Genomic DNA, 26,669 nt, shown 5'->3' with positions numbered 1-26,669 from the left:
GTGGCGTCCCGGCGCGTCCGTACGCAGGACTCCGTCACGACCCGTGACGGCTCCGGCGCGGACCGCAGAGGGCCACCGGGACACGACGGGAACGGCCCCGGGTTCGCAACCGTGGGCCCGGCCAGGAAGAATCAGCACGCGTACGGCCGAAACGGCCAGGCGGTGAGACGCTGCACGGGGCAGTGGCTCTCGGCGGCCACTGGCTATTGAGAGTCTCTTTTACGCCCCACGGGGAGGTGGCAGGCAAGTGGTGGAACAGCTGACACAGCTGACGCAGCACGATCCCCGGCGGATCGGCCCGTTCGAGGTGCTCGGCCGTCTCGGGGCCGGCGGCATGGGGCTGGTCTACCTCGCGCGCTCGGCGTCCGGCCGGCGCGTCGCGATCAAGACGGTGCGTACGGAACTCGCCGAGGACCAGCTGTTCCGGGTCCGCTTCACCCGCGAGGTGGAGGCGGCCCGCGCGGTCAGCGGCTTCTACACCGCCGCCGTCGTGGACGCCGACCCCCGCGCCGCCGTGCCGTGGCTCGCCACCGCGTATGTGCCCGCGCCCTCCCTGGAGGAAATAGTCAATGAGTGCGGGCCGCTCCCGGCCCAGGCGGTGCGCTGGCTCGCCGCCGGCATCGCCGAGGCGCTGCAGTCCATCCACGGCGCGGGCCTGGTCCACCGGGACCTGAAGCCGTCCAACGTGCTGGTCGTCGAGGACGGCCCCCGGGTCATCGACTTCGGCATCGCGAGCGGCGTCTCCAACACCCGCCTGACCATGACCAACGTCGCCGTCGGCACGCCCGCGTACATGTCGCCCGAGCAGGCCCGCGACTCCCGCAGCGTCACCGGCGCCAGCGACGTCTTCTCGCTGGGCTCCACCCTGGTCTTCGCCGCCACCGGACACGCGCCCTTCCACGGCGCCAACCCGGTCGAGACGGTCTTCATGCTGCTGCGCGAGGGCCCCGACCTGGCCGGGCTGCCCGACGAGCTGCGGCCGCTGATCGAGTCCTGCATGCAGATGGAGGCGCAGGGCCGCCCCACCCCCGCCGACCTGCAGTCCCAGCTCGCCCCGCATCTCTTCGGCTCCGGCAGCGACGACAGCGGCACGGCCTCGGCCTGGCTCCCGGCCAGCGCGGTCGGCCTCATCGAGGGGCGGCGCGGCGGCCGTACGGGTACGCCGAACGCCACCGGGCGCGCTCCCTCCGGACCGGCGCGGGCCGCCGCGCGGCAGCCCGTACCGCAGTCGCCGCCGCCCGCCCAGCCACCGCCGCTGCCGCGGAACGCCCCGGCGGCCGCCGCCGCGCAGGCCGGTGGCGCGATGGCCCCGCCCGCACCCGCACCCGCACCCGCACCCGACTCCGGCTGGGCCGGCGGCGTCGGCCCCGGAGCCCGCCGTGCCGATCCGCGCGGCGCCGCGCAGGTGCCGCAGGCCGCGCCCGCCGGCCCGGTGGCCGCCGCGCCGCCCGCGCCCCAGGCCCCGCCCGTGCCGCCCCGGCGGCCCGAGGGAGAGGGGCCGGACGGTTCCGTACGGCTCGCCGGCACCTCCGCGCCGATAGGGCCGGGCCCCCGCGCGGGCGAGAGCGGCCAGCCGCAGCCGCGCGCCCAGGCGCCCGCAACGGACTGGGTGCGACCGCCCGCCGGGGCGCCGGGGACCACCGGTGCCCACGAGGGCGAGCCGGCCGCGGCGCTCCCGCAGCAGAGCGCGGGACACGGCCCCGGCCACGCCCCACCGACGGGCAGCGGCCCCACCGGCTCCGGCAGCGCGTCCGGCGGTGCCGCTCCGGCCCGTTGGCGCCCCTGGCGCTTTCGTATGTCCAACGACGTGTGGGGCACGCCCACGGTCGCCGGCGACCTGCTCTACGTCACCTCCTTCGAGGTGCACGCCCTGGATGTGGCCAGCGGGCGGCGGCAGTTCAAGACCCGCGACGTGGCCTGGACCATGGCCGTCGCGGACGGCCGCATCCACGCATCCGACGGCCCGAGCCTGTACGCGCTGGGCGCGGCCGACGGCACCGAGCGCTGGCGCCTGGCCAGCGACGGCTGGGTCTACGCCCTCCAGGCCGACCGCGGCACCGTCGTCACCGGCACCCGGGGCGGCGGCGTCCAGGCGTGGGAGGCCGCCACCGGCGAGCGGCTGTGGGAGACCGGCGGCGTCCAGACCGACTTCGAGACCGCCGACCTGGGCCCCGTCGTGCACGACGGCACGGTCTTCGTCTGGGCCGAGGGCCGCCTCAAGGCGCTGGAGGCGCGTACGGGCGCCGAGCGCTGGTCCTATCCGGTCGGCGACACGGCGTCCTGCGGCGGCGTACCGATGCGGCTGCTGCCGGCGCCCGACGGCGCGGTGTACGTCACCGCCGGGACGCGGGTACTGGCGATCGACATCGCGCGCGGCGAGGTGCGCTGGCACTTCGAAGCGCCCGCGGCCTTCCTCAGCCGCGCCGCGTACGCGCCGGGGCCCGCGGTCACCGGCGGCGGCCTCTACCTCGCCGACTACCTGGGCACGGTCTACGCCCTGGACGCGGCCGACGGCCGGGACCGCTGGCGCATCGCGACCGAGGCCCGGCAGTCCACCGAGCCGGTGCTCGTCGCGGACGGCGCGGTGCACCTGGGCAGCGGCAAGGCGCTCTACACGCTGGACGCCGTCACGGGCACGCCGCGCTGGCGTTTCCAGGCGGGCGGCGAGGTGATAGGCGCACCCGTCGTCGCGGACGGCCGCGTGCACTTCGGCTCCGCCGACCACTGCCTGTACACGCTGGACGCGACGGGCGGCCAGCTGCGCTGGAAGCTGGCCACGGGCGGCGAGATCACCGGCACCCCGGTGGCCGTCGGCGGCGTCGTCTACGCGTGCAGCAAGGACCGCTGCGTGTACGCGCTGGACGCGGCCAAGGGGACCGGGCTGGCGCGGCGCAACTGAGCGCGGCCGGCGGCTACCGCTCCTTGTCCCAGCGTGGGCGGCCCGGCGGCTGCTCCTGCCCCTGCCCCTGCTCGGGCGGTGGTGTCGTCCTGATCGGCCGCGTCGCGTCGTCGGGCCCGGGCGGTGGCTGATCCGGGTCCTCGGGAGCGGGCGGAGTCCGGACCGGCCGGGTCGGCTGGTCGTCCGGGGGCGGCTGCTGCGCGGACCCCGGCGGCGGGTGCCCGGTGCCCGGCCACCGCACCGGCGGCTGATGGTGGGGCGTGGGGCGCGGCGCCGCACCGTACGCGGGCACGCCCTGCGGCGGTGTGTCACCACCCCGGATCGGGCCGGGCTCCCACTCGGGGCCCGTGTTCACGAACGTGTCCGGTCCGTCGTGCCGGCCGTCGCGGCCCTCGTCGTCGAAGCGCGCGCCGCGGCGCCGGGAGCGCACCCCGCGGCGCCCGCTCATCACCAGCGCCGCCAGCCACAGCACGGCGCCGCCGCCGAGCGCGCTCGCCACCCCGATGCCCAGGTTCCGGTCCGGGTTGTCGCCCACCGTCAGGCTGCCCGCCGCCTGTCCCTGACGCACCATCCACAAAACCGTGAAGCCGAGCACCACCAGCCCCGCCACGGCGACGAGCAGGCGGGACCGCAGCACGATGCCGACCAGGGTCACCAGCGCCGCGAACGCCATCGGCAGAAAGACCGAACCCAGCAGTTCGGCCCTGGTCGCGGTGATGCCGTTGAACAGGTCCTCGATACGGATCTCACGTCCGTGACGGCCGTCGTACCAGGCACGGAAGGGGCTCCAGACGGCGGCCGCCGCTCCGATGAGGGCCAGTACGGATCCGAGTACGTTGCGCACCACAGGCGTCGCCTTTCCGGTCGCTGATTCGTCCCGTTTCCCTCTGTAAACGACGCTACGCCCGACTGCACGCGCGCGCCAGAGCTGCGCGTTTTACCTGGTCAGGAAGAGATTTTGGGTAATGCGTGGAGGTTGCTAGTCTGCCGTGCACTCGTCAAGAACACATAAGGACGAGTGGGCGCCGCGTGTGCGGCGCGGTACTTCAACGGGGTCAACGGGGGCACAACATCATGAAGTTCCGTCATGTCCGCACGGTCGCCGCGGCCGGGGTGGTGCTGGTCGCGCTGACCGGTGCCCGTCACTCGCACGGCGGCGGCTGCGGCAGCAGTAGCAGCAGCCACGGCAGCGACGGCGGTTCCAGCAGCAGCGGCGGCAGCACCAGCGGCGGCTACGAGGCCAGCACGGGCAGCAGCGGCTACAGCACCAGCGGCAGCTCCACCAGCGGCGGCTACGACGGTGGTACGAGCAGCAGCGGCAGCTCCACCAGCGGCAGCAGCACGTCCGGCTTCACCACCGGCGGCAGTGGCAGCAGCCGCAGCGCCATGAACGACATCAAGATCAACGGGTGCAAGTACAACGGCGCCGGGAGCCTGAAGACCACGGTCACGGCCACCAACAGCTCGTCGGGCACCAAGTACACCTACCTGCTGACGATGAAGTTCACCGCGCCCGGCGGCAAGGACCTCGGCACCCGCCACCCGAGCATCCCCTACGTGCAGCCGGGCCGTACCGAGTCCCTCGACGTGACCCAGTACGTGCCGTCGGCGGACGCCATCAGTGGCACCTACCGCTGCTCGGTCACCGGCGTCCAGCGCACCCCGCTGTCCTGATGGCCGCCAGGGGACGGCGGCTCGGCCGGGCCGCCGTGGCGGCGGGGCTGGTGGCCGCCACGGGTCTCGGGGCGGCCGGCTGCGCGAGCATGTTCCCGGGCGCCCACGCCCGCCGGATGACTCCGCCACCGCCCAGCGGCTACAGCTACCCGCCGTCTCCCGGCCCGCTGGGAACGCCGTCGTACGAGCCCACGTACTCGCCCTCGCCGACGCCGGAGGAGACCTTCGACCCGGACGGGCGCTCCGACGCGCACGGCAACAGCTGCCGCTACAACACGTCCACCGGGCGCCTGGAGTACACGGTCTCGGTGACCAACCCTTCACTGACCAGCACCGCCTCGTACGAGATGGCGGTCAACTGGATGAAGGCGCGGCCCGCCGACGGCACCGCGTACGGACTGCACCAGCGCAGCATCATCGTGCGGCCGGGGCAGACCGAGACGTACACGGCCTCCTACAGCCTCACCAACACCACGGGGCGTCAGCTGTGGTTCACGTGTGAGATCCGCAGGGCACGCAAGACGAAGCTCTGAGGCGCCGCGCCCTTCGCCTCCCCGGTCAGCGGACCCTGAAATCCCGCGCCCGGGAGGCGAAGAGGCCGGCCTGCCGCTCCGGTGGCAGGTTGCCGAGCGCGATCAGCTGCGGCGCGTGGGCCAGCGCCTGCGCCCGTACGGCCTCCTTCGACGCCCACAGGGCCCGTACGGTGCCCTGCACCGCCTCGGTGGGCTGGGCGGCGAGCACGGCGGCGGCACGCAGGGCCGCGGCCACGGCACCGCCCGGAGGCGCCAGCTCCGACACGAGACCGGTCTCGTGGGCGCGGCGGGCACCGAGCCGCTCCGCCGTGCCCATCAGGGCCAGCCGCGCGGCCTCGCCGTACGGCATCCGCTGCGCCATGAACACCGACTCGTACGCGCTGACCATCCCGTAGGCCGTGTGCGGATCGAAGAACGTCGCCTCCTCGGAGGCGACCAGGAACTCGCACTCGCCGAGCAGATAGAACGCCCCGCCGCAGGCCATGCCCTCGACCGCCGCGACGACCGGCTTCCACAGGTCGTTCGCCTTCGGCCCGATGCGCAGCAGCGGGTCGTCGGCCGAGTAGGGCGACGACGGCTGCGGGACGTCCGCGGAGCGGTCGATGCCGGTGCAGAACGCCGCGCTCCCCGCTCCTGTCAGCACGATGGCGCGTACGTCGTCGTCGAACCGGAACCGGCGCCACACCGCGGTGAGCCGCCCGGCGGTCTCCAGGTCGACGGCGTTGTGCCGCTCGGGCCGGTCGAGCGTCACCAGGGCGACGCCGTCCGCCGCCGTCTCGACGCGCACCGGCCGCGGCGTCACGGCCGCTCCAGCAGCCAGCGGGGTACGACGACGCCCGGCGCCTGCTCGTGAAACGCCACCTTCACCGGGGCGCCGATCCGCAGCCGGGCCGGACCGACGGAGTCCAGCGGGGCGTCCGGGGCGGCCACCAGGTTGCCGACCAGGCGGATGTCCGGGGCGTCGGCCAGCTCCACCACGATGGCGTTGTACGGGGCCTGGGCCGCGTAGGCGGGCAGCAGCGGCGGGTGCGGCAGGACGTACGACCAGATGCGTCCCCGGCCGGTCATCCTGCGCCACCGGTGCTCGAAAGACTGGCAGCGCGGACAGCAAGGCCGGGGCGGGAAGCGCAGCGCGCCGCACGCGGCACAGCCCTGGACGCGCAGTTCCCCACGAGCCGCGTACTCCCAGAAGGGAGCCCCGTCCTCGTCGACGACCGGAAGCAGGAACCCTTCGTCGGGCCCGTTGTCAGTGGTCCCCGTCATGCTGGTGGGCATGAGCACTCAACTCCTCAGCAACAGGGCCGATGTGGGGACGCCTTCACCGGCCGTGACCAGGCAGGTGGCGGCGTCCGGCACCTGCGCGGTGCCGGCGCCGCGCAGCTGCCGCACCCCTTCGGTGATGAGGTTGAAGCCGTGGACGTACGCCTCGCTCAGCCCGCCGCCCGCGGTGTTGAGCGGAAGCCGGCCGCCGATCTCCAGGGCGCCGCCCTCGGTGAAGGCCGCGCCCTCGCCGCGCCCGCAGAAGCCGTAACCTTCCAAGGAGAGCGGGATCAGCGGGGTGAACGCGTCGTAGATCTGCGCGACATCAACGTCACCAGGACCAAAATCAGCCTGCTTCCACAACTGCCGGGCGGCGGTCCAGGCCGGTCCGGTGAGCGGGTCGTCGGTCCAGTAGTTGACCATGCCGTGGTGCTGGGCGGGCAGGCCCTGCGCGACGGAGTGGACGTACACCGGTCGGTGGCGGAGGTCGCGGGCGCGTTCGGCGGCGACGACCACACAGGCGAGCGCGCCGTCGGTCTCCAGGCAGTTGTCGAAGAGACAGAGCGGCTCGCTGATCCAGCGCGCGGTCATGTACATCTCGCGGGTCAGGGGGCGCTCGTACATGACCGCGGCCGGGTTCTGGTTGGCCCGGTTGCGGCAGGCCAGGGCGACGTTGAAGAAGTGGTCGCGGGTGGCACCGTACTCGTGCATGTAGCGCCGGGCGAGCATGCCGATCTCGTCGGCGGGCCGCAGCAGACCGAAGGGGCGGGTCCACTGGGCGGGAGTGGGCAGTTGGGCGGTGGTGTTGCGCCACGGGCGGGGCCCGGAACCGCGCTTGCGCGACCGCCAGGCGACACCGACGCTCGCCTGCCCGGTGGCGATGGCGGCGGCCAGGTGGGCGACGGTCGCACACGAACCACCCCCGCCGTACCCCACCTTGGCGAAGAACGTGACGTCACCGGCCCCGATCGCCTTCGCCACCTCCACCTCGTCGGTCTCCTCCATCGTGTACGAGGCGAACGCGTCCACCTCGGACGGAGCGACCCCCGCATCGTCCAGCGCCGCGACGATCGCCCGGCAGGCCAGCGTGCGTTCCGACTCGGCGAGCCGCTTGGCGAAAGCGGTCTGGCCTATCCCCGCTATCGCCGCGGCGTCCTTGAGGGTCGCCCCCATCGCCACCTCCGTGGTCGGCCGTCCCTACGGGCATCCGTACTGACAGCCGAGGAGGCTACCGCTAACCTGACGCCCAGTCAGCTCTTGCGCGGGAGGTTGTGCGATGCGCGGTGACCCGAACGCCCCCGACGACACCGACCCACGCGCCGACCTGGCACACGGCAGCATCCCGCGCCTGGTGCGCGCCGCGGCCGCCCGGTACGGCCCGGCCGAGGCGGTCGCCGAAGGAAGCACCCGCCTCACCTACACCCAGTTGGGCGAGCGGGTCGAAAAGGCCGCCGCCGCGTGCATCGCCGCCGGAACCCGGCCCGGCGACCGAGTAGCCATCTGGGCCCCCAACACCACCACCTGGATCACCGCCGCGCTCGGCGCGGTGACGGCGGGCGCCGTCCTGGTCCCCGTCAACACCCGCTTCAAAGGCGCCGAAACCGCCCACGTACTGCGCCGCACCCGTGCCCGCCTGCTCTTCGTCACCGGCACCTTCCTCGGCACGTCCTACGTGGCCTCCCTGCGCCGCGCGGCCGGCGAAGGCACCGGCCGCGGCCCGCTCCCCGGCCTGCCCCACCTGGAACAGGCCGTCGTCCTCTCCGACGACGCCCCCGAGGCGTTCCTCACCTGGAAGAACTTCCTGTCGGCAGGCGAAACGGTGCCCACGGCAACGGTCCGCGCGCGGGCGGACGCGGTCCGCCCCGATGCCCCATCCGACATCGTTTTCACCTCCGGCACCACCGGGCTCCCCAAGGGCGCCGTGATCACCCACGCCCAGACGCTCCGCGCCTACGCCGTCTGGAGCGAACTCGCCGGGCTGACGGCAGACGACCGCTACCTGATCGTCAACCCGTTCTTCCACACCTTCGGCTACAAAGCCGGGATCATCGCCTGCCTGCTGCGCGGCGCGACGATGATCCCGCAGCCGGTCTTCAGCGTCCCCACGACACTGGCCAACATCACCGCCGAACGCGTCACCGTGCTCCCCGGCCCGCCCACCCTCCACCAGCAACTCCTGGACCACCCCGAAAGAACCCGCTACGACCTCGGCACCCTGCGCCTGGTCGTCACCGGTGCCGCCGTCGTCCCCCTGCGCCTGGTCGAACGACTCCGCGCCGACCTGGGCGTCGCCACCGTCCTCACCGCCTACGGCCTCTCGGAAAGCTCCGGCATCGTCACGATGTGCCGGCGCGACGACCCGCCCGAAACCGTCGCCGCCACGTCCGGTCGCGCGATACCCGGCACGGAGATCCGCGTCACGGACGCCACCGGCCACGACGTGCCCGCCGGCACACCGGGCGAAGTACTGGTCCGCGGCTACCACGTCATGCCCGGCTACTACGAAGACCCCCAGGCGACCGCGGCCGTACTGACGCCCGACGGGTGGCTGCACACCGGCGACGTCGGCACCCTGGACGAGAACGGCAACCTGCGCATCACCGACCGCCTGAAAGACATGTTCATCGTCGGCGGCTTCAACGCCTACCCCGCCGAAATCGAACAACTCCTGACCCGCCACCCCGACGTGACCGAGGCCGCCGTCATCGGGATCCCCGACCCCCGGCTCGGCGAAGTAGGCAAGGCGTACGCGGTCCGCCGCCCGCACTCCACCCTCACACCGGCCGAACTGATCACCTGGGCGCGCCGCGAAATGGCCAACTACAAGGTGCCACGCGAGATCGAGTTCGTACGAACCTTGCCACGTAATGCGAGCGGGAAGGTGGTGAAGGGGAAACTGCGCCGGTGACGCGGCGCGCGCCGGCGCGCGTTTGGTCCGGCGGGTGGGGAGTCACCCCCTGCGCGGCGACGCCGCTACGCGAACCACCCCCGCAACACGGACTTACGAACCTTGTTCAGCGGCCCACCCCGCGGCAGCGCCCCCACAATCTCCACCTGCTCCGGCAGTTTCTGTGGCATCAGGCCCGCCCCGCGCAGGTACGCGGTCAACACGGCGAGCGTCGGGGGGCCGAGGCCGCCCTCCGCCGGGGTGACCACCGCGCACACACGCTCGCCGCGCAGGCGGTCCGGCAGGCCGATCACGGCCACGTCCCCCACCGCCGGATGCGCGCGCAGCAGATCTTCGATCTCCTGGGCGGAGACGTTTTCGCCCTTGCGGATGATGATGTCCTTGAGCCGCCCGGTCAGGACCAGGTGGCCGTCGTCCCGCAGCAGGCCCAGGTCGCCGGTGCGGAAGTAGCCGTCGGCGTCGAATGCCCCGGCCGTCAGTGCCGGGTCCGTGTAGCCGTGGCAGACCATGGGGCCGGACACCGTGACCTCACCCGGCTCGCCTGGCCCCGCCTCGGTGCCGTCGGGGCGGGTGATGCGGATGCGGGCGCCGGTCACCGGCTTGCCGACGGTGTGGGCGAGTTGTTCGTCGCTGTCGTACGGCGTGCCCATCGCGATCATCGGGCATTCGGTCATCCCGTACCCGTGCACCACCGCGCATTCCAGTTCGCGGCCCGCCGCGTGGTACAGGTCCGGTGGCAGCGGGGCGCCGCCTCCCGACAGCAGGCGCAGAGTGGGGACCAAGGGCCCCGCCGGTGCCTCCCGGTGTCGCGACTCGTCCAGGAACGCCTGGTAGAAGGCCGTGCTGCCGCCGGCCATCGTGACCCCGTGGCGGCGGTACGCCGCAACCGCGGACGCGGGGTCGAACACGTCGAGTACGACCGCGGGAAAGCCGCTGAGCAGCATCGCGATGACGTAGTCGGGGCCCGCGATGTGCGCGTACGGGAAGGCGATGGAACCGACGTCCGCGCTGGTCATGCCCAGTGCGGTGGCCAGTCCGACGCCGCCGGCGAGGAGTGCGCGGTCGGTGTGTTCGACGCCCTTGGGGTCGGCGGTCGTGCCGGAGGTGTAGTAGATCCAGGTGGGGGTGGGGCCCGGCGGCGTGAAGGGCGGTAGTACGTCCGTACGGGCTTGGGGGAGGCCGTCGGCCAGGGAGAGTACGCGCGTGGTGGCGGGGGCCGCCTTCCGGGCCGTGGCCGCGTAGTCGTGACCGCGCCACTCGCCCGGCACGATGGCGTACTCCGCCGCCGACTGCCGTAGCGCGAAGCCGACCTCGCGCTCCCGGTGGAGGTGCAGTACCGGGATCTGTACGGCTCCGAGCCGGGCGAGCGCGAGTGAGGTGACGACCGTCGCGGGCCAGGTGGGCAGCTGCCACAGGACGCGGGTGCCGGGGCGGATACCCAGGCCGTGGAGTCCGGCGGCGAGACGGAGGGCGCGGTTCCGTACCTCGCCGAAGGTGAGGGTGAGGGACTGCCCGGCGTCGCCGTGCCCGTTCCCGCCCGCGACCGCGACCGCGCCCGCGGCCACGGTCGTCTCGTCGAAGAACATCGGCGCGTCCCGTGAGGCGTCCGCCCGGTACTCGACCAGTTCCCAGAGCGAGCGCACACGGTGGGACTCGAACACGTCGCACCTCCTGGAGGGGAGGGGAGAGGGCGCAGTGCCGGTGAGCGTAGCAAGTAGCTGACGGGCCGTCAGTACGTCGGCGGCGCGGAACACCCGGCGCGCATGGGACGTTGGGTACGACGCATCGCACCCACACGCTTGGAGTCGTCATGCCCTTGAGTATCGAAGAGCGCGAGAGCTTCCTGGCCGAGCCGCACATCGGCGCGTTGTCCGTGGCGTCGGGCGAGGAGGACCGGGCGCCGGTCACCGTGCCGATCTGGTACGGGTACGAGCCGGGCGGAGAGTTGTGGATCACGACCGAGCGTGATTCGCGCAAGGCGCAGCTGATCGCGGCGGCCGGCCGGTTCTCGGTCATGGTGGACCGGGTCGCGCCGACGGTCCGCTACGTGTCGGTCGAGGGCGAGGTCGTATCGGTCGAGCCGTCGACGGACACGGAGCTGAAGGACATGGCCGAGCGCTATCTCGCCCCGGAGGCGGCGGCCGCGTACATGAAGGACATCCATCCGACGCTGGGGCCGTCGGTGACGATCCGGCTCCGGCCGAAGCGGTGGTTGTCGGCGGACATGGGGGTGGTCGGGTAGTCCGCCCTGCGCGGAAGGGGGCCGGCCTCACCTGTCCCGGCCCCCCGGCGTACGTGGTGCGGCCCGGACGGGGCCGGCGGGCTATGGGCGGTTGGTGTCCAGAGGCACGGCTACGCCTCCGCTGTCCGGACGGTTGGTGTCCAGGACCACGGCGCTGTCACCGGGGACCGGGCGGTTGGTGTCCGGGGTCACCGCGGCGGATATCGGGCGGTTGGTGTCCAGCGCGCCGATGCCGGCGGGGCCGCTGGGGGTGTGGCCGTCGCCCGCTGCCGCCGGCACCGCCGCGGCGCCCGCGACGGCTGCGGTGAAGGCGAGCGTGACGAGGGTGCGCTTGATACGGCTCATGTCCAACTCCTCTGTGGGGGAATCCCGTGTTCTGTGACGCTAGCTTCTGGTGAGGCGTGTGTTCGATCCCCCCGGCTGGAAAACGCCGTAAAAAAGGGGAGTTCGCGCGTGTCTATGGGTATGCCGCGGGGACCGGCTTCGATGGCTCCCCCCTCGATGCCATCGAAACCGGCCCCTGCGATCCCCCGGATCCCCCCGGATCCCCCGATCCCCGGATTCGGCAATCCCCCCGGATCCCCCGATCCCCCGGATTGCCGGACCCGCAGTGGGTCTTTGTTTTTCCCCCCGGTCGGGCGGGCCGTCGATTCCCCCGTGGCCCGCCCGACCGGGTCTGTGCGCGGTGGCTCGTTACTTCGGGTCGGCGATGGGCCTGGTGCTGTCCATCACGACCACGCCGCCTTCACCTGGTACGGGCCTGGTGCTGTCGTCGGCGACAGCCGGGCCCTCGGTGATGGGGCGATTGCTGTCCAGCGGCTGGATGGGCCGGTTGCTGTCCATGGGCTGGATAGGCCGGTTGCTGTCCGCGGGCTGGATCGGACGATTGCTGTCCATCGGCTGGATTGGCCGGTTGCTGTCCATCGGCTGGATTGGCCGGTTGCTGTCCATCGGCTGAATGGGGCGATTGCTGTCCAGAGGTTTGACGATGTCCTTGTCGTCGCCTTTGCGAGCCTGCTTCTGAGAGCTCAAGGTGATCAACTCCGTTGGTTGGGCGCAATCGGTCCACCCGGCCGGCAACTCCCCCGTGGGTCGCCGGACGGGTGGACCACGGCCGGACACCTTGCGGTGGGGCCTTGGTCACCGAGCCGCTTGCCCCCCGAGGCGGCGGGTCGGTAATTAGAGAGTGGCCCCTCGCGATGAACGATCGATAAACGCCCGAAGCCCGTGGTCGGAGCGGCCTTTACGCCACTGCGACAGGGGCGATGAGATTGTGTACCTCACTGTCGACGGGCAGGCCCATCTGCTCGTGGATGGACATCACTTCCTGCCAGCAGACCTTCGCGCGGCCAGTGTGCCCTATCTGGTTGAGGGCATGCCCCAGTGTCGTCAGGGCGTGGGCCCGCCAGCGTCCGCCGCCGATCCCCCGTAGCGCGGAGAGTGCCTGCTCGGCGTAGTTGGCCGCGCTGGCCGGGCGGTGCGCCGCGAGGTCGACCTCGGCGAGCCTGAGGTACGTCATGCCCTCCCAGAACCGCTGCCGGCTGTCGCGGAAGATGGCGAGCGCGTCGGTCAGCTGCTGGGTGGCCTCGTCGAGTCTGTTGGCGAGCGTCAGGGCCATGCCGAGCGCGTACATGCCATTGCCGAGCCGGCGTGTGGCGCCCGCCTCCCGGTAGCAGGCGGTGCCTTGTTCGGCGAGCCGGATGGCACTTTCGACGCGTCCGGTGTCGAGATGCAGGCGTGAGAGGTTGCACAGCGCGCTCGCCTCGGACTGCTTGTTGTTGTTCTCACGGAAGGCGAACAGGGCCTGGTTCAGGTACCCTTCGGCCGCTTCGTGGTTGTGCTGGATGCTGGCGATGATGCCGCGGTCGTTCGGGCCGTTGGCGGCTACGTAGGAGTCGCCGGCCGCCAGCCCCAGCAAGGTGGCCAGCTTCGCGTGCTCGTCGGCCTCGTTGAGGCGGCCGGACTGGGTGTAGATGGGGGACAGCGCCCAATGGGCGCGCCCCTCCGCGTGCTGGTCGCCGGCCCGGCGCGCGGCGGCCAGCAGCGTGAGGTTCGCCTGCTCGTACTGGTGGTTGTTGGCACCGGACTCGGCCATGTCCCGGGAGAGCAGCAGCAGGTCCACGGCGCGCCGCAGGGCCCCCTCGCCGGTGTGCTGGAGCGCGCAGGCGATCAGGCACCGGGTCTCGCTGAACAGCCAGCTCAGCGCCTCGGCGCGGTCGGTGAAGACCAGGCCGGGGTAGTGCGGGGTCTCCGTGTGGTCGGCCAGGCGGTCGCCGGGGCGCTCCAGTGAGTACATGTGGGCGGCGGTTGCCAGGTAGAAGTCCAGCAGCCGGGACAGCGCCGCCTCGCGTTCCGCCGGCGGCTGTTCGTCGCGCTCGGCGCAGGAGCGGGCGTAGAGGCGTACGAGGTCGTGGAAGCGGTAGCGGCCGGGTGCCGCGGACTCCAGCAGCGAGGTGTCGACGAGCGATTCGAGGAGCACCTCGGCGGAGTCGGCGTCCATGTCGAGCAGCGCGGCCGCGGCGGCGAGCGAGATGTCGGGCCCGTCGGCCAGCCCCAGCAGCCGGAACGCCCGTGCCTGCCGGGGCTCCAGCTGCTTGTAGCCGAGCTCGAAGGTGGAGTTCACGGCGAGGTCGCCGGCGCGCAGCTCGTCGAGCCTGCGGCGCTCGTCGGCCAGTTTGCGCGCGAGGACGGAGACGGTCCAGGTACGGCGGGCCGCCAGCCGGGAGGCGGCGATACGGATGGCCAGCGGCAGGAACCCGCAGGCGCCGACCACGTCCATGGAGGCCTCGCGCTCTGCGTTGACGCGCTCCTCGCCGACGATGAGGGTGAAGAGGGTGAAGGCCTCGTCGGGGCTCATCACGTCGAGGTCGACCAGGTGCGCGCCGGCCAGGTCTATCAGCCGGACCCGGCTGGTGATCAGGGCCGCGCAGCCTTCCGTACCGGGCAGCAGCGGGCGGACCTGGGCGGCGTCGCGGGCGTTGTCCAGGAGGGCGAGCACCCGGCGGCCCGCGAGGGCCGAGCGGTAGAGGGCGGCCCGTTCCTCGACGCCGTTCGGGATGGAGGCGTCGGGGGTCCCCAGCGCGCGCAGGAAGGCGCCCAGCACCGCTTCCGGGTCGGAAGGGGAGTGCCCGGCGCCCTGGAGGTCGACGTAGAGCTGGCCGTCCGGGAAGTGGGTGTGGGCGGCGTGCGCGACGTGCACGGCGAGGGTGGTCTTGCCGACGCCGCCGATGCCGGTGACCGCCGAGACGGCCATCACCCGGCCCTCGGCGGTGGCGAGCTGTTCGCTCAGCTCGGTGACGAAGGCGGCCCGGCCGGTGAAGTCGGCTACGGTGGCCGGAAGTTGCTGTGGCCGGCGGAAGACCGGCTCGGCCGGGTCCTGGGCCTCGGGCGGTGGCGTGGGCGCGTCCAGCTCCGTGTCCGCGCGCAGGATGCGCTGCTGGAGGTCGGAGAGGGACGCGCAGGGGTCGACTCCCAGTTCGTCCGCGAGCAGACGGCGCGTATCGGCGTATACGGCGAGTGCCTCGGCCTGGCGGCCGCTGCGGTACAGCGCCAGCATGAGGAGTTCTCGCAGGCGCTCGCGCATGGGGTGGGTGGCGGTCAGCGCGGTCAGCTCCGAGACGGCCTCGGCGTGGCAGCCCAGTTCGAGTTCGAGCTCCAGGCGGGTCTCCAGGAGGGAGAGCCGCCACTCCTCCAGGCGGGTGCGCTGGTTCTCCGCGTACGGGCCGGCGAGGTTGGCCAGCGGTTCGCCGTCCCACAGGGCCAGCGCGGCGTCCAGGAGGTCGCGGGCGCGGCAGCGGTCGCCGGACGCCTTGGCCTTCTCGGCCTCGGCCGCGTACTGCTCGGCGTGGTCCAGGTCCAGGTCCAGCGGGTGGCTGTCCACCGCCCGGATCGCGTAGCCGCCGGACTCGCTGACCAGGGTGTCCGCGTCCGCGCCGAGGGCTTTGCGGATGCGGGAGGCGTATGTGCGCAGCGCCGCGAGGGCGGCGTGCGGCGGTTCGTCGCCCCACAGCGCGTCGACGAGTTCGGACGCGGTGGCGGTGCGTCCGCCCCGCAGCAGAAGGGCGGCCAGCAGTGCGCGCTGCTGTGGGGAGCCGGCCGCCAGTGGCGTCTCGCCGCGCCAGGCCCGTACGGGACCGAGCACGGTGAAGCGGAGCCGCTCCTGGCTCTGCCCCGGACCGTCGTCCATGGTGTCCCCCTGCCCTGTGCACTTCGTTCGCATCGGCCAGTCTGCCTTGTCGCAGCCCCTTACGTCAGTAGGGGTCGGGTGTCGGCACCGTCTCTCCACGCCCGGCGTTCGGGCTGGTGTTCGGCTTGGCGGCGGCTGTGGCTCCGGGGTGGGTGCCGGTGCGGATTCCCGTGCGGATGCGCGTGCACCTGCCCGTGCGCGGTCCGCGCGGTGGCGCGGCGCCGAGCGTCGCTGCTCAGCCGCCTGAGCATCCGTGTCCCGGCCGGTTCCGGCGCAAACCCGTGTCACCTGCATGTACTCTGCCGCGTCACGTTTTTGCTGACGGGTCGTCAGCTCAGCGCTACCGTAAAAAGATGGAGAGTTTTCCGAAGATAATCTCGGTGGACGATCACACAGTGGAGCCCCCCACCGTCTGGCAGGACCGGCTCCCCGCGAAATATCGCGACATCGGCCCGCGAATCGTGCGGGCCCCACTGAAGGAAATGACCTTCGTCGGCGGCAGGTTCGCGCCGAAGATGGGCCGCCCGGGAGACGCCGGTCCGGTCGCCGACTGGTGGGTCTACGAGGACCTGCACCGCCCGCTCACCCGGTTGGACACGGCCGTCGGCTACGCGCGCGACGACATCAAACTGGAAGGGATCACCTACGAGCAGATGCGCCCCGGCTCCTACAGCGTGCCGGAGCGGCTGGCCGACATGGACGTCAACCACGTCCAGTCCGCGCTGTGCTTCCCCACGTTCCCGCGCTTCTGCGGCCAGACCTTCACCGAGGCCAAGGACCGCGAACTGGGGCTGCTGGGCGTGCGCGCCTACAACGACTGGATGGTGGAGGAGTGGTGCGGGCCGGCCGCGGGCGGACGCCTCATACCGCTCACCCTCGTCCCGTTGTGGGACGCGGAACTGGCCGCGCGCGAGGTGCGCCGGAACGCGGAACGGGGCGTACGGGCGGTCTGCTTCAGCGAAATCCCGCCACATCTGGGACTCCCCAGCATCCACACCGGCGACTGGGACCCCTTCCTGCGGGCCTGTGACGAGACCGGCACCGTCATCGCCATGCACATCGGCTCCTCCAGCAGGATGCCGTCCACCTCCGCCGACGCGCCGCCCGCCGTCGGCTCCACCATCACCTTCGCCAACTGCTGCTTCTCGATGGTCGACTGGCTGATGAGCGGCGCCTTCGACCGCTTCCCCGGCCTGCGGATCATGTACGCGGAGGGACAGATCGGCTGGATCCCGTACATCCTGGAACGCGCGGACGTGGTCTGGGAGGAAAACCGCGCCTGGGGCGGCGTCGCCGACAAGGTCCTGCGGCCGCCCTCCGAGCTGTTCGCCGGGCATGTGTACGGCTGCTTCTTCGACGACGCCTTCGGACTGCGCAACCTGGACGCGATCGGCGTCGGCAACGTCCTGTACGAGACCGACTACCCGCACTCGGACTCCACCTGGCCCCGGTCGAAGGAGGTCGGCGAGACCCAGATGGGGCACCTGGCGCCCGACGTGGTCGAGCGCATCGTACGGGGCAACGCCATCGACCTCCTGGGGCTGACCCCGGACGGGCTGTGGGCGGGCGCCTAGACACCCGTACGCCCGCGCGGGGCAGCGGCCCCGGGCGCCCCGGCGGCACGCCGGATTCGTACGCCCGGGATCTCCCCGCCGGAGCGGTGGTGCGGTCACGATGGGACGGGCGGCGGCCGGCCGCCCGCACGGGCCGTGCCCCGCGGGGGCCTGGAGGTGGCGCACATGACGACGTTCGTGCTGGTGTCGGGCGGGTACACCGGAGGATGGATCTGGCAGGAGGTGGCGGACCACCTGCGCGCGGCGGGACACCGGGCGCATCCGGTGACACTGACCGGGATGGGGGACCGCCGCCACCTGTCAGGCCCCGGCACCGACCTGAACACCCACATCGAGGACGTGGTGCAGGTACTGGACCACGAGGGCGCGGGCGAACCGGGCGAGGCCGAGGAGACGGTGCTCGTCGCGCACTGCTACGGCAGCTACCCGGCCATGGCCGCCGCCGACCGCGACCCCGGGCGCATCGCCCGCCTCGTCTTCGTGGACTCGGGCCTGCCGAGCGACGGGGCCGCCGTACTGGACTCGCTGCCCGACCCGGCGTCGCGCGAGCGGCTGCTGCGGCGCGCCCAGGAGCACGGCGACGGCTGGCGGCTGCCGCCGCCCGCGTTCGAGGAGACCGACATCTGGGGCAGCCTGGACGGCATCTCCAAGGAGGGCCTGGACCGGCTGGCCCGCCTGGCCGCGCCCCAGCCGCTGGCCACCCTCACCCAGCCGGTCCGGCTGTCCGGCGCGGCGGCCGGGCTGCCCGCGACCGCCGTCTTCTGCACCAGGAACGTCACCAGTACCGCGGCGGTCCGCGCCCTGGTGGCGACGGGCGATCCGCGCTTCGCCCCGCTCGCCGACCCCCGGTTCGGCTTCTTCGACCTGGACACCGGGCACTGGCCCATGCTGTCCCGCCCCGGCGACCTGACCGACCTGCTGCTCCGGGCCGCGGCGGGGGAGGGGGAGCGGATCGGCGCGGCCGGCTGAGGGGGCCTGCCGGCGCCCCGGCATGATGGGGGCATGAGGACACGACCCGTACTCGTCTACGACGGAGACTGCGGCTTCTGCACCACCTCCGTGAGGTTCGCCGAACGCCGCATCCGCCCCCGCTGCACCGTCACGGCCTGGCAGTTCACCGACCTGGAGGCGCTCGGCGTCACCCAGGAGCGGGCCGAGCACGAGGTGCTGTGGATCACCCCGGCGGGCACCGTGTACGGCGGGGCGCAGGCGGTCGCCAAGCTGCTGATGAGCGCGCGCGGGGTCTGGTCCGTGCCCGGGGCGCTGCTGACCCTGCCGCCGCTCCGGCAGCTCGCCCACGCCGTCTACCGCCTGGTCGCCGACAACCGGCACCGTATGCCCGGCGGCACCGCGGCCTGCTCGCTGCCCGCTCACCTCAGGCCCTGACGCCCGCACCCCTTGCCTGCCGGCCCGTCAGCCAACACCATGACCGGCAAATGCCGGTGACGGTCCGTCAGGTCGGGGTGGGGCGTGCGCATGGACAGCGGGACGGGAAGCGGCACACGGGACGGCGCCACCGGTGACGGGGTGCGGGTGCTGCCCGAAGGGCGGACCGCCTACGGCATGCAACTCCCGGTGCAGTCGCAGAGCACCCTCTACGCGGAACCCTGGGAGGCCGGCGCCGGACCCGCCGACCTCGTCGAGATCGCCAGCACCGCCGACCGCCATGGCTTCGCCTACATCGCCTGCTGTGAGCACGTCGCGATCCCGCGCCGGCTGGCCGCGGCGATGGGCACGGTCTGGTACGACCCGGTCGCCACCCTCTCCTACCTGGCGGCGGCCACCGTGCGCGTACGTCTGCTGAGCCACGTCGCGGTGGCCGCCCTCAAGCACCCGCTGATCACCGCGAAGCAGTACGCGACCCTCGACCACCTCTCGGGCGGGCGGCTGATCCTCGGGGTCGGCGCCGGACACGTACGGGAGGAGTTCGACGCCCTCGGCGTGGACTTCACGCGGCGCGGCGCCCTGCTGGACGAGGCGATCGACGCCCTGAAGGCGGCCCTCGGGCCGCAGGAGTTCCCTTCCTTCCAGGGGGAGCGGACCGCCTTCGACGGGCTGGGCCAGGCGCCGCGCCCCGCGCAGGTGCCGCGCCCGCCGGTCTGGGTGGGCGGCTCCTCGCCCGCGGCCGTCCGCAGGGCCGCGGTCCGCGGCGACGGCTGGCTGCCGCAGGGCGGCAGCAGGGACGAGCTCCCGGCGCGGCTGGCGAGGCTGCGGCGGCTGCGCGCGGAGGCCGGCATCGAGACACCCGCCGAGACCGGCGCCATCACCGAGCCGCTGTACGTCGGCGAGCCTGCCTGGGAGGTCGGCGGGCGCACCCTCACCGGGCCGCCCGACCGGCTGGCGGAGTCGCTGCGCGAGTACGGGGCGATGGGCGTACGGCAGATTCAGGTCCGGTTCCGCAGCCGGAGCCGTACGGAGCTGACCGACCAGATGGCGGCCTTCGCCGGCGAGGTGGCACCGCACCTGGCCGTCGGTTCCTGATGGGGCGTCAGCTATTGACCCGGCCGGGAGCCCGGTGCGACAGTCGAGCGCGCGACCTGACGGCCCGTCAGGTCAGGCGGCCGGAGCGGACGAGGGACGGTGAACCACCGTGGAGTTCGGACTGTTCGTACAGGGATATGTGCCCGCCGCGCGGGCGAAGGTCGACCCCGAGGCGGAGCACCACGCGCTGATGGAGGAGACCGAGTACGTCATCCAGGCCGACCGGTCGGGGTTCAAGTACGCCTGGGCCTCCGAGCACCACTTCCTGGAGGAGTACTCGCACCTGTCCGCCAACGACGTCTACCTGGGCTACCTCGCCCACGCCACCGAACGCATCCACCTCGGGTCCGGCATCTTCAACCCGCTCGCCCCGGTCAACCACCCGGTCAAGGTCGCCGAGAAGGCCGCCATGCTCGACCACCTCTCCGAGGGCCGCTTCGAGTTCGGCACCGGGCGCGGCGCGGGCAGCCACGAGATCCTCGGGTTCATGCCGGGCGTGACCGACATGAACCACACCAAGGAGCTGTGGGAAGAGACCATCGCCGAGTTCCCCAAGATGTGGCTCCAGGACGAGTACCAGGGCTTCCAGGGCAAGCACTGGCAGCTGCCGCCGCGCAAGGTCCTGCCCAAGCCGTACGGGGCGTCGCACCCGGCGATGTGGTACGCGGCCGGCTCGCCCTCCTCGTACGCGATGGCCGGGCGCAAGGGCCTGGGCGTGCTGGGCTTCAGCGTGCAGAAGGTCGCCGACATGGAGTGGGTCGTCGAGTCGTACAAGACGGCCGTCGAGCAGGCCGAGCCGGTCGGCGGCTACGTCAACGACAACGTCATGGTCACCTCCACCGCCATCTGCGCCGAGACGCACCACAAGGCCGTCGAGATCGCGGTGGGCGGCGGCCTGAACTACCTCCAGTCGCTGCTGTTCCGCTACCACGACACCTTCCCGCGCCCCGAGGGCATTCCCGAGTGGCCCGAGCTGCTGCCCGAGTACACCGAGGAGATCATCGAGCTGCTGATCGCCGAGGAGCTGATGATCTGCGGCGACCCGGACGAGGTCTTCCGCCAGTGCAAGCGCTGGGAACAGGCCGGCGCCGACCAGCTCTCCTTCGGCCTGCCGATCGGCGTCTCGCCCGAGGACACCCTCACCACCATCCGCCTCATCGGCGAGCACGTGATCCCGAAGATCGACACGGACCCGGTCCACCGGACCACCCGCTTCCGGCAGGCCGCCGCCGGACCTGACGCCTGAGCGAAAGGGACTACCGGGGATGCTCGACCACCTCATCAAGGGCGCCACGATCGCCGACGGCACCGGCGCCCCCGCGTACGAGGCCGACCTGGCCGTCCAGCACGGCCGTATCACCGCCATCGGCAGCATCGGCGACCCCGCCAGGACCACCGAGGACGCCCACGGCCTCGTCCTCGCGCCCGGCTTCGTGGACCCGCACACCCACTACGACGCCCAGCTCTTCTGGGACCCCTACGCCACCCCTTCCATGCACCACGGCGTCACCACCGTCGCGGGCGGCAACTGCGGCTTCACCCTGGCCCCGCTCAACCCGGACCGCCCAGGCGACGCCGACTACACCCGCCGCATGATGAGCCGCGTCGAAGGCATGTCGCTGACGGCGCTGGAGCGGGGCGCGCCGTGGAACTGGTCCACCTTCGGCGAGTACCTGGACGCCCTCGAAAGCAGGACCGCCGTCAACGCGGGCTTCATGGTCGGCCACTGCGCGCTGCGCCGCCACGTCATGGGCCCCGACGCCATCGGCGGACAGCCCACCGAAGCCCAGCTGGACGCCATGCTGCGGCTGTGCCACGACGCGATGGACGCGGGCGCCTGGGGCCTGTCCACCACCCAGTCCTCGACCCACGCCGACGGCGACGGCGAGCCGGTCGCCTCCCGGCACGCCCGCCCCGCCGAACTGCTCGCCCTGTCCCGCGCCGTCGCCGACCACGAGGGCACCCAGCTGGAAGCGATCGTCGCCGGCTGCCTCGACCAGTTCGCGGACGAGGAGATCGACCTGCTCGTCGAGATGTCGGCCGCCGCCGGGCGCCCCCTGAACTGGAACGTGCTGACCATCGACAGCGCCGTACCGGAACGGGTGCCCCGCCAACTGGAGGCGAGCGAGCGGGCCCGTAAGGCGGGCGGCCGGATCGTCGCCCTCACCATGCCGATCCTCACCCCCATGAACATGTCGCTGGGCACCTTCTGCGCCCTCAACCTCATCCCCGGCTGGGGCGACATCCTCGCCCTGCCCGTACCGGAGCGCATCGCCCGGCTGCGCGACCCGGCCGTGCGGGAGGAGATGCTGCGGCGCGCGGCGAGCAAGGAGGCGGGCGTCTTCCGGCGGCTGACCGACTTCGCCCGGTACGTCGTCGGCGACACCTACTCCGCCGCCAACGCGGGACTCTCCGGCCGGGTGGTCGGCGACATCGCCGCCGAACGCGGCCAGGACCCCTTCCACACCCTGGTGGACATCTGCGCCGAGGACGGGCTGCGCACCGTCCTGTGGCCGATGCCGACCGACAACGACCCGGCCAGCTGGGAACTGCGGCAGCGCACCTGGCAGCACGAGGACGTCATGCTGGGCGGCTCCGACGCGGGCGCCCACCTGGACCGGATGTGCGGCGCCCCGTACACGACGCGCTTCCTCGGGGACTGCCTGCGCGGCCGGAAACTGGTGGGGCTGGAGGAGGCCGTACGGATGCTGACCGACGAACCGGCCCGGCTGTTCGGCCTGCGCGACCGCGGCCGCATCGCCGTCGGCCACCACGCCGACCTCGTCCTCTTCGACCCGGAGCGGATCGACGCCGGCCCGGCGCGGCTGGTGCACGACCTGCCGGGGAACAGCCCGCGGCTGGACTCACGGGCGGCCGGGATCGTGAGCGTACGGGTCAACGGCGTCGAGACGGTCCGGGACGGCACGGTGACCGGCGCGGTGCCGGGGAAGGTGCTGCGGTCGGGGCGGGACACCGAGACGGTGCGTACGCGGTGAACGCCGGCCCCGCCTTCCGGCCCGAGCGACTGCTGATCGGCGGCGCGTGGACCACGCCCGACCGCGGCCACTACGAGGTGACCGACCCGGCTACCGAGGAGCCCGTCGGGCTGGCGGCGGAGGCGAGCCGCGACCAGGCGTACGCGGCGGCCCGCGCGGCGCGCGAGGCGTTCGGTCCCTGGTCGCGTACCGCGCCCGAGACCCGCGCGCGGGTGCTGGACCGCGCCGCCGAGATCCTGGCGCGCAACCTCGGCCCGTACACCCGGCTCGCGCGGGCGGAGACGGGAGCGACGACCGGCACGGCCCGCGCGATGCAAGTGGGCGTCGCCATCGCCCGCCTCAAGCGGTACGCGCGCGGAGCGCTGGAGCCCGTGGAAACCCCCCTCCCGCCCCAGATCAACGAGGCGGGTCCGTTCGGGAAGGCCGCCGTCCTCGGCGCGCTCGCGGTGCGCCGCCCCGTCGGCGTCGTCACCTGCATCACCTCGTACAACAACCCGTGGGCCAACCCGGCCGGCAAGATCGCCCCCGCCCTGGCCATGGGCAACACCGTCGTGATCAAGCCCGCACCGCAGGACCCGCTCTCCGTCCACCGCCTGGCCGAGGCGCTCCAGGAAGCCCTGCGCGAGGCCGGGGCACCGCCGGGCGTCGTCAACCTCGTGACCGGCGCGGACCCGGCGGTCGGGGCGGCCGCGGTGGACGCGCCGGACGTGGACATGGTCAGCTTCACCGGCTCCACGGCCGTCGGGCGGCGCATCGCCGAAGTGTGCGGGCGCGGCATGAAACGCCAGCTCATGGAGCTGGGCGGGAAGGGCGCGGCCCTGGTCTTCGACGACGCCGACCTGGACGCCGCCGTCGCCGGCATCGGCACCACGTTCTCCTTCTACAGCGGGCAGATCTGTACGGCGCCGACGCGCGTCCTCGCCCAGCGGGGCATCCACGACCGGCTGGTGGAGCGGCTGGCCGCGTACGCCGACCGGTTGACGGTGGGTGACCCGGCATCGGCGGACACCGTCGTCGGCCCGGTGATCTCCGCTGCCCACCGCGACCGCGTCGAGTCGTACATCGAACTGGGCGGGAAGGAAGGCGCCCACCTGGTCACGGGCGGCGTGCGTCCACCCCTCCCGCGCGGTTTCTACGTGGCCCCCGCCCTCTTCACCGACTGCGCCCCCTCCATGCGCGTCGTACGGGAGGAGATCTTCGGCCCGGTGGTCGTCGTCCTCCCCTTCGACGACGAGGAGGAGGCCGTCGCCCTTGCCAACGACACCGATTACGGCCTGCTGGACTACGTCTGGTCAGGGGACGTGGCGCGCGCGTTCCGGGTGGCGGGGAGGCTGCGGGCGGGCGGCGTCGGGGTCAACACGGTCGGCCGCAACATGGAGGCGCCGTTCGGCGGGTTCAAGGGCAGCGGGGTGGGGCGCGACGTCGGCTCGTACGCGCTGCACGCGTACAGCGAGACGCAGGCGGTGGTGTGGCCGGGGTGAGGCCGGCGGGTGGCCCCGCGCGTCCGTACGGGAAAATTTTGAATCAGGACGAACCGGACAGGGCTGCGGTTCCCGCAGTCCGGAACTCGACTGTGCGGCCTTCAAGTTACCTGCCGTAATGCGAAACCTGCCTTGCAAACCGCGCCCAATTGCCGCTCATCACCCCGAGAAGTGAAGACTTCGCCGGCCTCCGGGGGTGGATCTTCGGCCCTCCGATGCGGAAACAGCAGCCCTTAACGTCCTGTTCATGGTTCAGGTAGCCCCCCGGCCCCAGGCCGGAGACACGGTAACGAGCGCCGGCGGCACGGCCGGTGGCGGCACCGGGAAGACCCGCGACAAGGGCCTGAGCGGCAACTCCGTCGGCCTGCTCGGCAGCGCCGTCATCGGTGTCTCCACCGTCGCCCCCGTCTACTGCCTCACCTCGACGCTCGGCCCCACCGTCGGCGAGGTCGGCCTCCAGATGCCCGCCGTCTTCCTCGCGGGCTTCCTGCCGATGCTGCTCGTCGCCTTCGCCTACCGCGAGCTGAACAGGGCCGTTCCCGACTGCGGTACGTCCTTCACCTGGTCCGTGAAGGCCTTCGGCCCGCGTATCGGCTGGATGTGCGGCTGGGGGCTGGTGATCGCCACGATCATCGTCCTCTCCAACCTGGCGGGCGTCGCCACGTCCTTCTTCTGGCTCCTGCTCGGCGAACTCACCGGCAGCGACGCCATCGCCAACCTGGACGGCGACAAGGCCGCCCACGTCCTGACGTGCCTGGCCTTCATCGCCCTGGCCACGGCCGTCAGCTACCGCGGCATGACCGCCACCAAAGGCGTCCAGTACGCCCTGGTCGGCCTCCAACTGGCCGTGCTCGCCGCCTTCGTGGCCATGGCCCTCACCCAAGCCGGCTCCGACGGCCTACCCGGCTCCCTCCACTTCTCCCTCACCTGGCTGAACCCCTTCGCCGTCCAGTCCTTCTCCGCCTTCACCGCGGGCCTGTCCCTGTCGATCTTCATGTTCTGGGGCTGGGACGCCTGCCTCACCGTCAACGAGGAGACCGCCGGCAGCGACCGGACCCCCGGCCGGGCCGCGCTCCTCGCCATGGTCGTCCTCATCGGCTCGTACCTGCTGACCGCCGTCGCCGCCCAGATGTTCTCCGGCGTCGGCACGAAGGGGCACGGGCTGGGCAACCCGGACACCGCCGACAACGTCTTCGCGGCCCTCGCCACCCCGGTGATGGGCCCGGCCCTCGGCGTACTCCTCTTCGTCGCGGTGCTCGCCTCCGCCGCCGCCAGCCTCCAGACCACCTTCATCCCGGTGGCCCGCACGGTCCTGGCGATGAGTGCGTACGAGGCGCTGCCGCCGTCCTTCGCCCGCGTCCACCCGCGCTTCCGGTCCCCGGGCCGCGCCACCATCGCGGCAGGCGTCGCCACCGGCGTCTTCTACGCCGGAATGACGTTCCTCTCCCAGAACGTCCTCATCGACACCATCTACGCCCTCGGCCTCATGATCTGCTTCTACTACGCGATCACGGCCTTCGCCTGCGCCTGGTACTTCCGCCGCCAGCTGCGCGACTCGGCCCGCGACCTGCTCTTCAAGGGCGTCTTCCCGGTCTTCGGCGGTGTGCTCCTCACCGCCGTCTTCACCAAAACCCTCATCGACATGTGGAACCCGGCCTACGGCTCCGGCAGCTCCGTCTTCGGCGTCGGCTCGGTCTTCGTCATCGGCGTCGGCCTCCTGCTGACCGGGTTCGTCATCATGCTCGTCATGCAGCGGCGCAGCCCGGCCTTCTTCCGGGGCGAGATCCTCACGCGGTCCACTCCGGCGCTGGTGGTGGAGGAGTAGCGGGGACGGCCGGGCAGCAGCGCCCAGCCGCCCACCGCGATGGTGGGCCCGGTGGTGCTATCGGAGCCGATCGGCCGCGGCATACAGCGCGCGGATCAGACGCTCGTTCTCCGGGGCAGGGCCACCGGGGAACGGAAACCGCCGGCGGCTGTAGCCGTAAGCCAGCCCGTTACGAGGATCGGCGAACGCCTGCTGGCCACCCGCGCCGCTGTGCCCGAACGCGCCCTGCCCCAGCACCGGGTACACCTCGGAAGTGGCGTGGAAACCGACCGCGAACGCCTCCTGCTCGCGGGCGACCAGATCCTGTCCGAAGGAGTGGATCTGCGCGAAGTCCGCGGCGGTGTCCGGCTTCAGCAGCGGCCCCCTGCCGCCCAGCGGGCCGATCGCGGCCGCGTACATCCGGGCCATACCGCGCGCCGAGGCCACACCCCCGAACGAGGCCGGCCCGCGGGACCGCACCGTCCGGAAGTTCGGCAGCTCCCACAGCTCCGGGTTCTGCGCCGCCTTCCTCGGCCGCGACCGCGGCGAACTCGTCCCGTACCGACTCGAACCCGTCGGCGACGGTGCCGTGGGGGGCGTCATTCGTGGCCATCGCGTCCTCCCGTACCTC

22 protein-coding genes are annotated in these 26,669 nt (G+C 72.6%); 14 read left to right on the top strand and 8 right to left on the bottom strand.

Annotated features, from left to right (window positions below; all coding sequences use genetic code 11):
* Positions 1-259 precede the first annotated feature (259 nt).
* Positions 260-2,899 carry a serine/threonine-protein kinase gene (locus ACH4K4_RS19925; protein ID WP_398169200.1) on the top strand — a complete coding sequence of 880 codons (2,640 nt, stop codon included), beginning with the start codon at positions 260-262 and terminating at the stop codon, positions 2,897-2,899.
* 13 nt (positions 2,900-2,912) lie between these two features.
* On the opposite strand, the gene ACH4K4_RS19920 is transcribed toward ACH4K4_RS19925, so the two are convergent.
* Positions 2,913-3,746 (bottom strand): hypothetical protein, encoded by an 834-nt coding sequence (locus tag ACH4K4_RS19920; RefSeq protein ID WP_398168844.1) that lies wholly within the window; start codon positions 3,744-3,746, stop codon positions 2,913-2,915.
* Between the two features lie 227 nt (positions 3,747-3,973).
* On the opposite strand from ACH4K4_RS19920, the gene ACH4K4_RS19915 reads away from it, so the two are divergent.
* Positions 3,974-4,573, top strand: coding sequence for a hypothetical protein (locus ACH4K4_RS19915; RefSeq protein ID WP_398168843.1), 600 nt, complete (start codon positions 3,974-3,976; stop codon positions 4,571-4,573).
* Positions 4,573-5,106 (top strand): hypothetical protein, encoded by a 534-nt coding sequence (locus ACH4K4_RS19910; protein WP_398168842.1) that lies wholly within the window; start codon positions 4,573-4,575, stop codon positions 5,104-5,106. The genes ACH4K4_RS19915 and ACH4K4_RS19910 overlap by 1 nt, the downstream gene beginning before the upstream one ends.
* Before the next feature lie 25 nt (positions 5,107-5,131).
* Here the strand turns inward: ACH4K4_RS19910 and ACH4K4_RS19905 are convergent, their stop codons facing one another.
* From ACH4K4_RS19905 to ACH4K4_RS19895, 3 genes are read right to left on the bottom strand one after another with little or no spacing between them, the layout of a single operon-like run.
* A complete protein-coding gene (locus tag ACH4K4_RS19905; RefSeq protein WP_398168840.1) occupies positions 5,132-5,908 on the bottom strand; it encodes an enoyl-CoA hydratase/isomerase family protein in 777 nt (258 codons plus the stop codon).
* Complete coding sequence (locus ACH4K4_RS19900) at positions 5,905-6,381, bottom strand: Zn-ribbon domain-containing OB-fold protein (RefSeq protein ID WP_398168838.1); 477 nt, start codon at positions 6,379-6,381, stop codon at positions 5,905-5,907. The genes ACH4K4_RS19905 and ACH4K4_RS19900 overlap by 4 nt, the downstream gene beginning before the upstream one ends.
* Before the next feature lie 6 nt (positions 6,382-6,387).
* Entirely contained in the window at positions 6,388-7,539 is a 1,152-nt protein-coding gene (locus tag ACH4K4_RS19895; RefSeq protein WP_398168836.1) for a lipid-transfer protein, read from the bottom strand.
* 103 nt (positions 7,540-7,642) lie between these two features.
* Between ACH4K4_RS19895 and ACH4K4_RS19890 the strand changes: the two genes are divergently transcribed.
* Positions 7,643-9,274, top strand: coding sequence for a FadD3 family acyl-CoA ligase (locus tag ACH4K4_RS19890; protein WP_398168834.1), 1,632 nt, complete (start codon positions 7,643-7,645; stop codon positions 9,272-9,274).
* 65 nt (positions 9,275-9,339) lie between these two features.
* Here ACH4K4_RS19890 and ACH4K4_RS19885 read toward each other — a convergent pair whose 3' ends face one another.
* Complete coding sequence (locus ACH4K4_RS19885; RefSeq protein WP_398168832.1) at positions 9,340-10,935, bottom strand: class I adenylate-forming enzyme family protein; 1,596 nt, start codon at positions 10,933-10,935, stop codon at positions 9,340-9,342.
* Positions 10,936-11,084: 149 nt separating this feature from the next.
* Here ACH4K4_RS19885 and ACH4K4_RS19880 point away from each other — a divergent pair, with 149 nt between their 5' ends.
* Positions 11,085-11,516 carry a pyridoxamine 5'-phosphate oxidase family protein gene (locus ACH4K4_RS19880; RefSeq protein WP_398168830.1) on the top strand — a complete coding sequence of 144 codons (432 nt, stop codon included), beginning with the start codon at positions 11,085-11,087 and terminating at the stop codon, positions 11,514-11,516.
* An 81-nt stretch (positions 11,517-11,597) separates the two neighbouring features.
* Here ACH4K4_RS19880 and ACH4K4_RS19875 read toward each other — a convergent pair whose 3' ends face one another.
* Complete coding sequence (locus tag ACH4K4_RS19875; RefSeq protein ID WP_398168828.1) at positions 11,598-11,861, bottom strand: hypothetical protein; 264 nt, start codon at positions 11,859-11,861, stop codon at positions 11,598-11,600.
* Positions 11,862-12,201: 340 nt separating this feature from the next.
* On the opposite strand from ACH4K4_RS19875, the gene ACH4K4_RS19870 reads away from it, so the two are divergent.
* Positions 12,202-12,474 carry a hypothetical protein gene (locus tag ACH4K4_RS19870; RefSeq protein WP_398168826.1) on the top strand — a complete coding sequence of 91 codons (273 nt, stop codon included), beginning with the start codon at positions 12,202-12,204 and terminating at the stop codon, positions 12,472-12,474.
* A gap of 285 nt (positions 12,475-12,759) precedes the next feature.
* On the opposite strand, the gene ACH4K4_RS19865 is transcribed toward ACH4K4_RS19870, so the two are convergent.
* Positions 12,760-15,702 carry a BTAD domain-containing putative transcriptional regulator gene (locus tag ACH4K4_RS19865; RefSeq protein WP_398168824.1) on the bottom strand — a complete coding sequence of 981 codons (2,943 nt, stop codon included), beginning with the start codon at positions 15,700-15,702 and terminating at the stop codon, positions 12,760-12,762.
* A gap of 353 nt (positions 15,703-16,055) precedes the next feature.
* Between ACH4K4_RS19865 and ACH4K4_RS19860 the strand changes: the two genes are divergently transcribed.
* The 8 genes from ACH4K4_RS19860 to ACH4K4_RS19825 all read left to right on the top strand — a co-directional run bounded on the left by ACH4K4_RS19860 (position 16,056) and on the right by ACH4K4_RS19825 (position 26,059).
* Complete coding sequence (locus ACH4K4_RS19860) at positions 16,056-17,276, top strand: amidohydrolase family protein (RefSeq protein ID WP_398168823.1); 1,221 nt, start codon at positions 16,056-16,058, stop codon at positions 17,274-17,276.
* A gap of 165 nt (positions 17,277-17,441) precedes the next feature.
* Positions 17,442-18,245 carry an alpha/beta fold hydrolase gene (locus ACH4K4_RS19855; RefSeq protein WP_398168821.1) on the top strand — a complete coding sequence of 268 codons (804 nt, stop codon included), beginning with the start codon at positions 17,442-17,444 and terminating at the stop codon, positions 18,243-18,245.
* A 33-nt stretch (positions 18,246-18,278) separates the two neighbouring features.
* Positions 18,279-18,662: a thiol-disulfide oxidoreductase DCC family protein gene (locus ACH4K4_RS19850; protein WP_398168819.1), complete on the top strand. Its 384-nt coding sequence runs from the start codon at positions 18,279-18,281 to the stop codon at positions 18,660-18,662.
* 90 nt (positions 18,663-18,752) lie between these two features.
* Complete coding sequence (locus ACH4K4_RS19845; RefSeq protein WP_398168817.1) at positions 18,753-19,757, top strand: TIGR03619 family F420-dependent LLM class oxidoreductase; 1,005 nt, start codon at positions 18,753-18,755, stop codon at positions 19,755-19,757.
* Positions 19,758-19,866: 109 nt separating this feature from the next.
* Positions 19,867-21,003, top strand: a complete 1,137-nt coding sequence (locus ACH4K4_RS19840) for an LLM class flavin-dependent oxidoreductase (protein ID WP_398168816.1) — start codon at positions 19,867-19,869, stop codon at positions 21,001-21,003.
* Positions 21,004-21,022: 19 nt separating this feature from the next.
* Positions 21,023-22,753: an amidohydrolase family protein gene (locus tag ACH4K4_RS19835; protein ID WP_398168815.1), complete on the top strand. Its 1,731-nt coding sequence runs from the start codon at positions 21,023-21,025 to the stop codon at positions 22,751-22,753.
* Positions 22,750-24,234: an aldehyde dehydrogenase family protein gene (locus ACH4K4_RS19830; protein ID WP_398168814.1), complete on the top strand. Its 1,485-nt coding sequence runs from the start codon at positions 22,750-22,752 to the stop codon at positions 24,232-24,234. The genes ACH4K4_RS19835 and ACH4K4_RS19830 overlap by 4 nt, the downstream gene beginning before the upstream one ends.
* 247 nt (positions 24,235-24,481) lie before the next feature.
* Positions 24,482-26,059 carry an APC family permease gene (locus ACH4K4_RS19825; RefSeq protein WP_398168813.1) on the top strand — a complete coding sequence of 526 codons (1,578 nt, stop codon included), beginning with the start codon at positions 24,482-24,484 and terminating at the stop codon, positions 26,057-26,059.
* A gap of 57 nt (positions 26,060-26,116) precedes the next feature.
* Here the strand turns inward: ACH4K4_RS19825 and ACH4K4_RS19820 are convergent, their stop codons facing one another.
* On the bottom strand, positions 26,117-26,641 hold the full coding sequence (locus tag ACH4K4_RS19820; RefSeq protein WP_398168811.1) for a serine hydrolase: 525 nt from the start codon (positions 26,639-26,641) through the stop codon (positions 26,117-26,119).
* Positions 26,642-26,669 lie beyond the last annotated feature (28 nt).

Source organism: Streptomyces sp. NPDC017529 (assembly GCF_044329785.1).
Classification (GTDB): Bacteria; Actinomycetota; Actinomycetes; order Streptomycetales; family Streptomycetaceae; genus Streptomyces.
Note: the sequence above shows the minus strand (reverse complement) of the source record. Positions and strands in the feature narration are given on the sequence as shown.

Coding starts and splice junctions, on each gene's coding strand:
- ACH4K4_RS19850 (WP_398168819.1), top strand. CDS start 18,279: ATGAGGACACGACCCGTACTCGTCTACGACGGAGACTGCGGCTTCTGC.
- ACH4K4_RS19835 (WP_398168815.1), top strand. CDS start 21,023: ATGCTCGACCACCTCATCAAGGGCGCCACGATCGCCGACGGCACCGGC.
- ACH4K4_RS19825 (WP_398168813.1), top strand. CDS start 24,482: ATGGTTCAGGTAGCCCCCCGGCCCCAGGCCGGAGACACGGTAACGAGC.
- ACH4K4_RS19880 (WP_398168830.1), top strand. CDS start 11,085: ATGCCCTTGAGTATCGAAGAGCGCGAGAGCTTCCTGGCCGAGCCGCAC.
- ACH4K4_RS19820 (WP_398168811.1), bottom strand. CDS start 26,641: ATGACGCCCCCCACGGCACCGTCGCCGACGGGTTCGAGTCGGTACGGG.
- ACH4K4_RS19915 (WP_398168843.1), top strand. CDS start 3,974: ATGAAGTTCCGTCATGTCCGCACGGTCGCCGCGGCCGGGGTGGTGCTG.
- ACH4K4_RS19865 (WP_398168824.1), bottom strand. CDS start 15,702: ATGGACGACGGTCCGGGGCAGAGCCAGGAGCGGCTCCGCTTCACCGTG.
- ACH4K4_RS19890 (WP_398168834.1), top strand. CDS start 7,643: ATGCGCGGTGACCCGAACGCCCCCGACGACACCGACCCACGCGCCGAC.
- ACH4K4_RS19855 (WP_398168821.1), top strand. CDS start 17,442: ATGACGACGTTCGTGCTGGTGTCGGGCGGGTACACCGGAGGATGGATC.
- ACH4K4_RS19875 (WP_398168828.1), bottom strand. CDS start 11,861: ATGAGCCGTATCAAGCGCACCCTCGTCACGCTCGCCTTCACCGCAGCC.
- ACH4K4_RS19900 (WP_398168838.1), bottom strand. CDS start 6,381: ATGCCCACCAGCATGACGGGGACCACTGACAACGGGCCCGACGAAGGG.
- ACH4K4_RS19895 (WP_398168836.1), bottom strand. CDS start 7,539: ATGGGGGCGACCCTCAAGGACGCCGCGGCGATAGCGGGGATAGGCCAG.
- ACH4K4_RS19860 (WP_398168823.1), top strand. CDS start 16,056: ATGGAGAGTTTTCCGAAGATAATCTCGGTGGACGATCACACAGTGGAG.
- ACH4K4_RS19845 (WP_398168817.1), top strand. CDS start 18,753: ATGGACAGCGGGACGGGAAGCGGCACACGGGACGGCGCCACCGGTGAC.
- ACH4K4_RS19910 (WP_398168842.1), top strand. CDS start 4,573: ATGGCCGCCAGGGGACGGCGGCTCGGCCGGGCCGCCGTGGCGGCGGGG.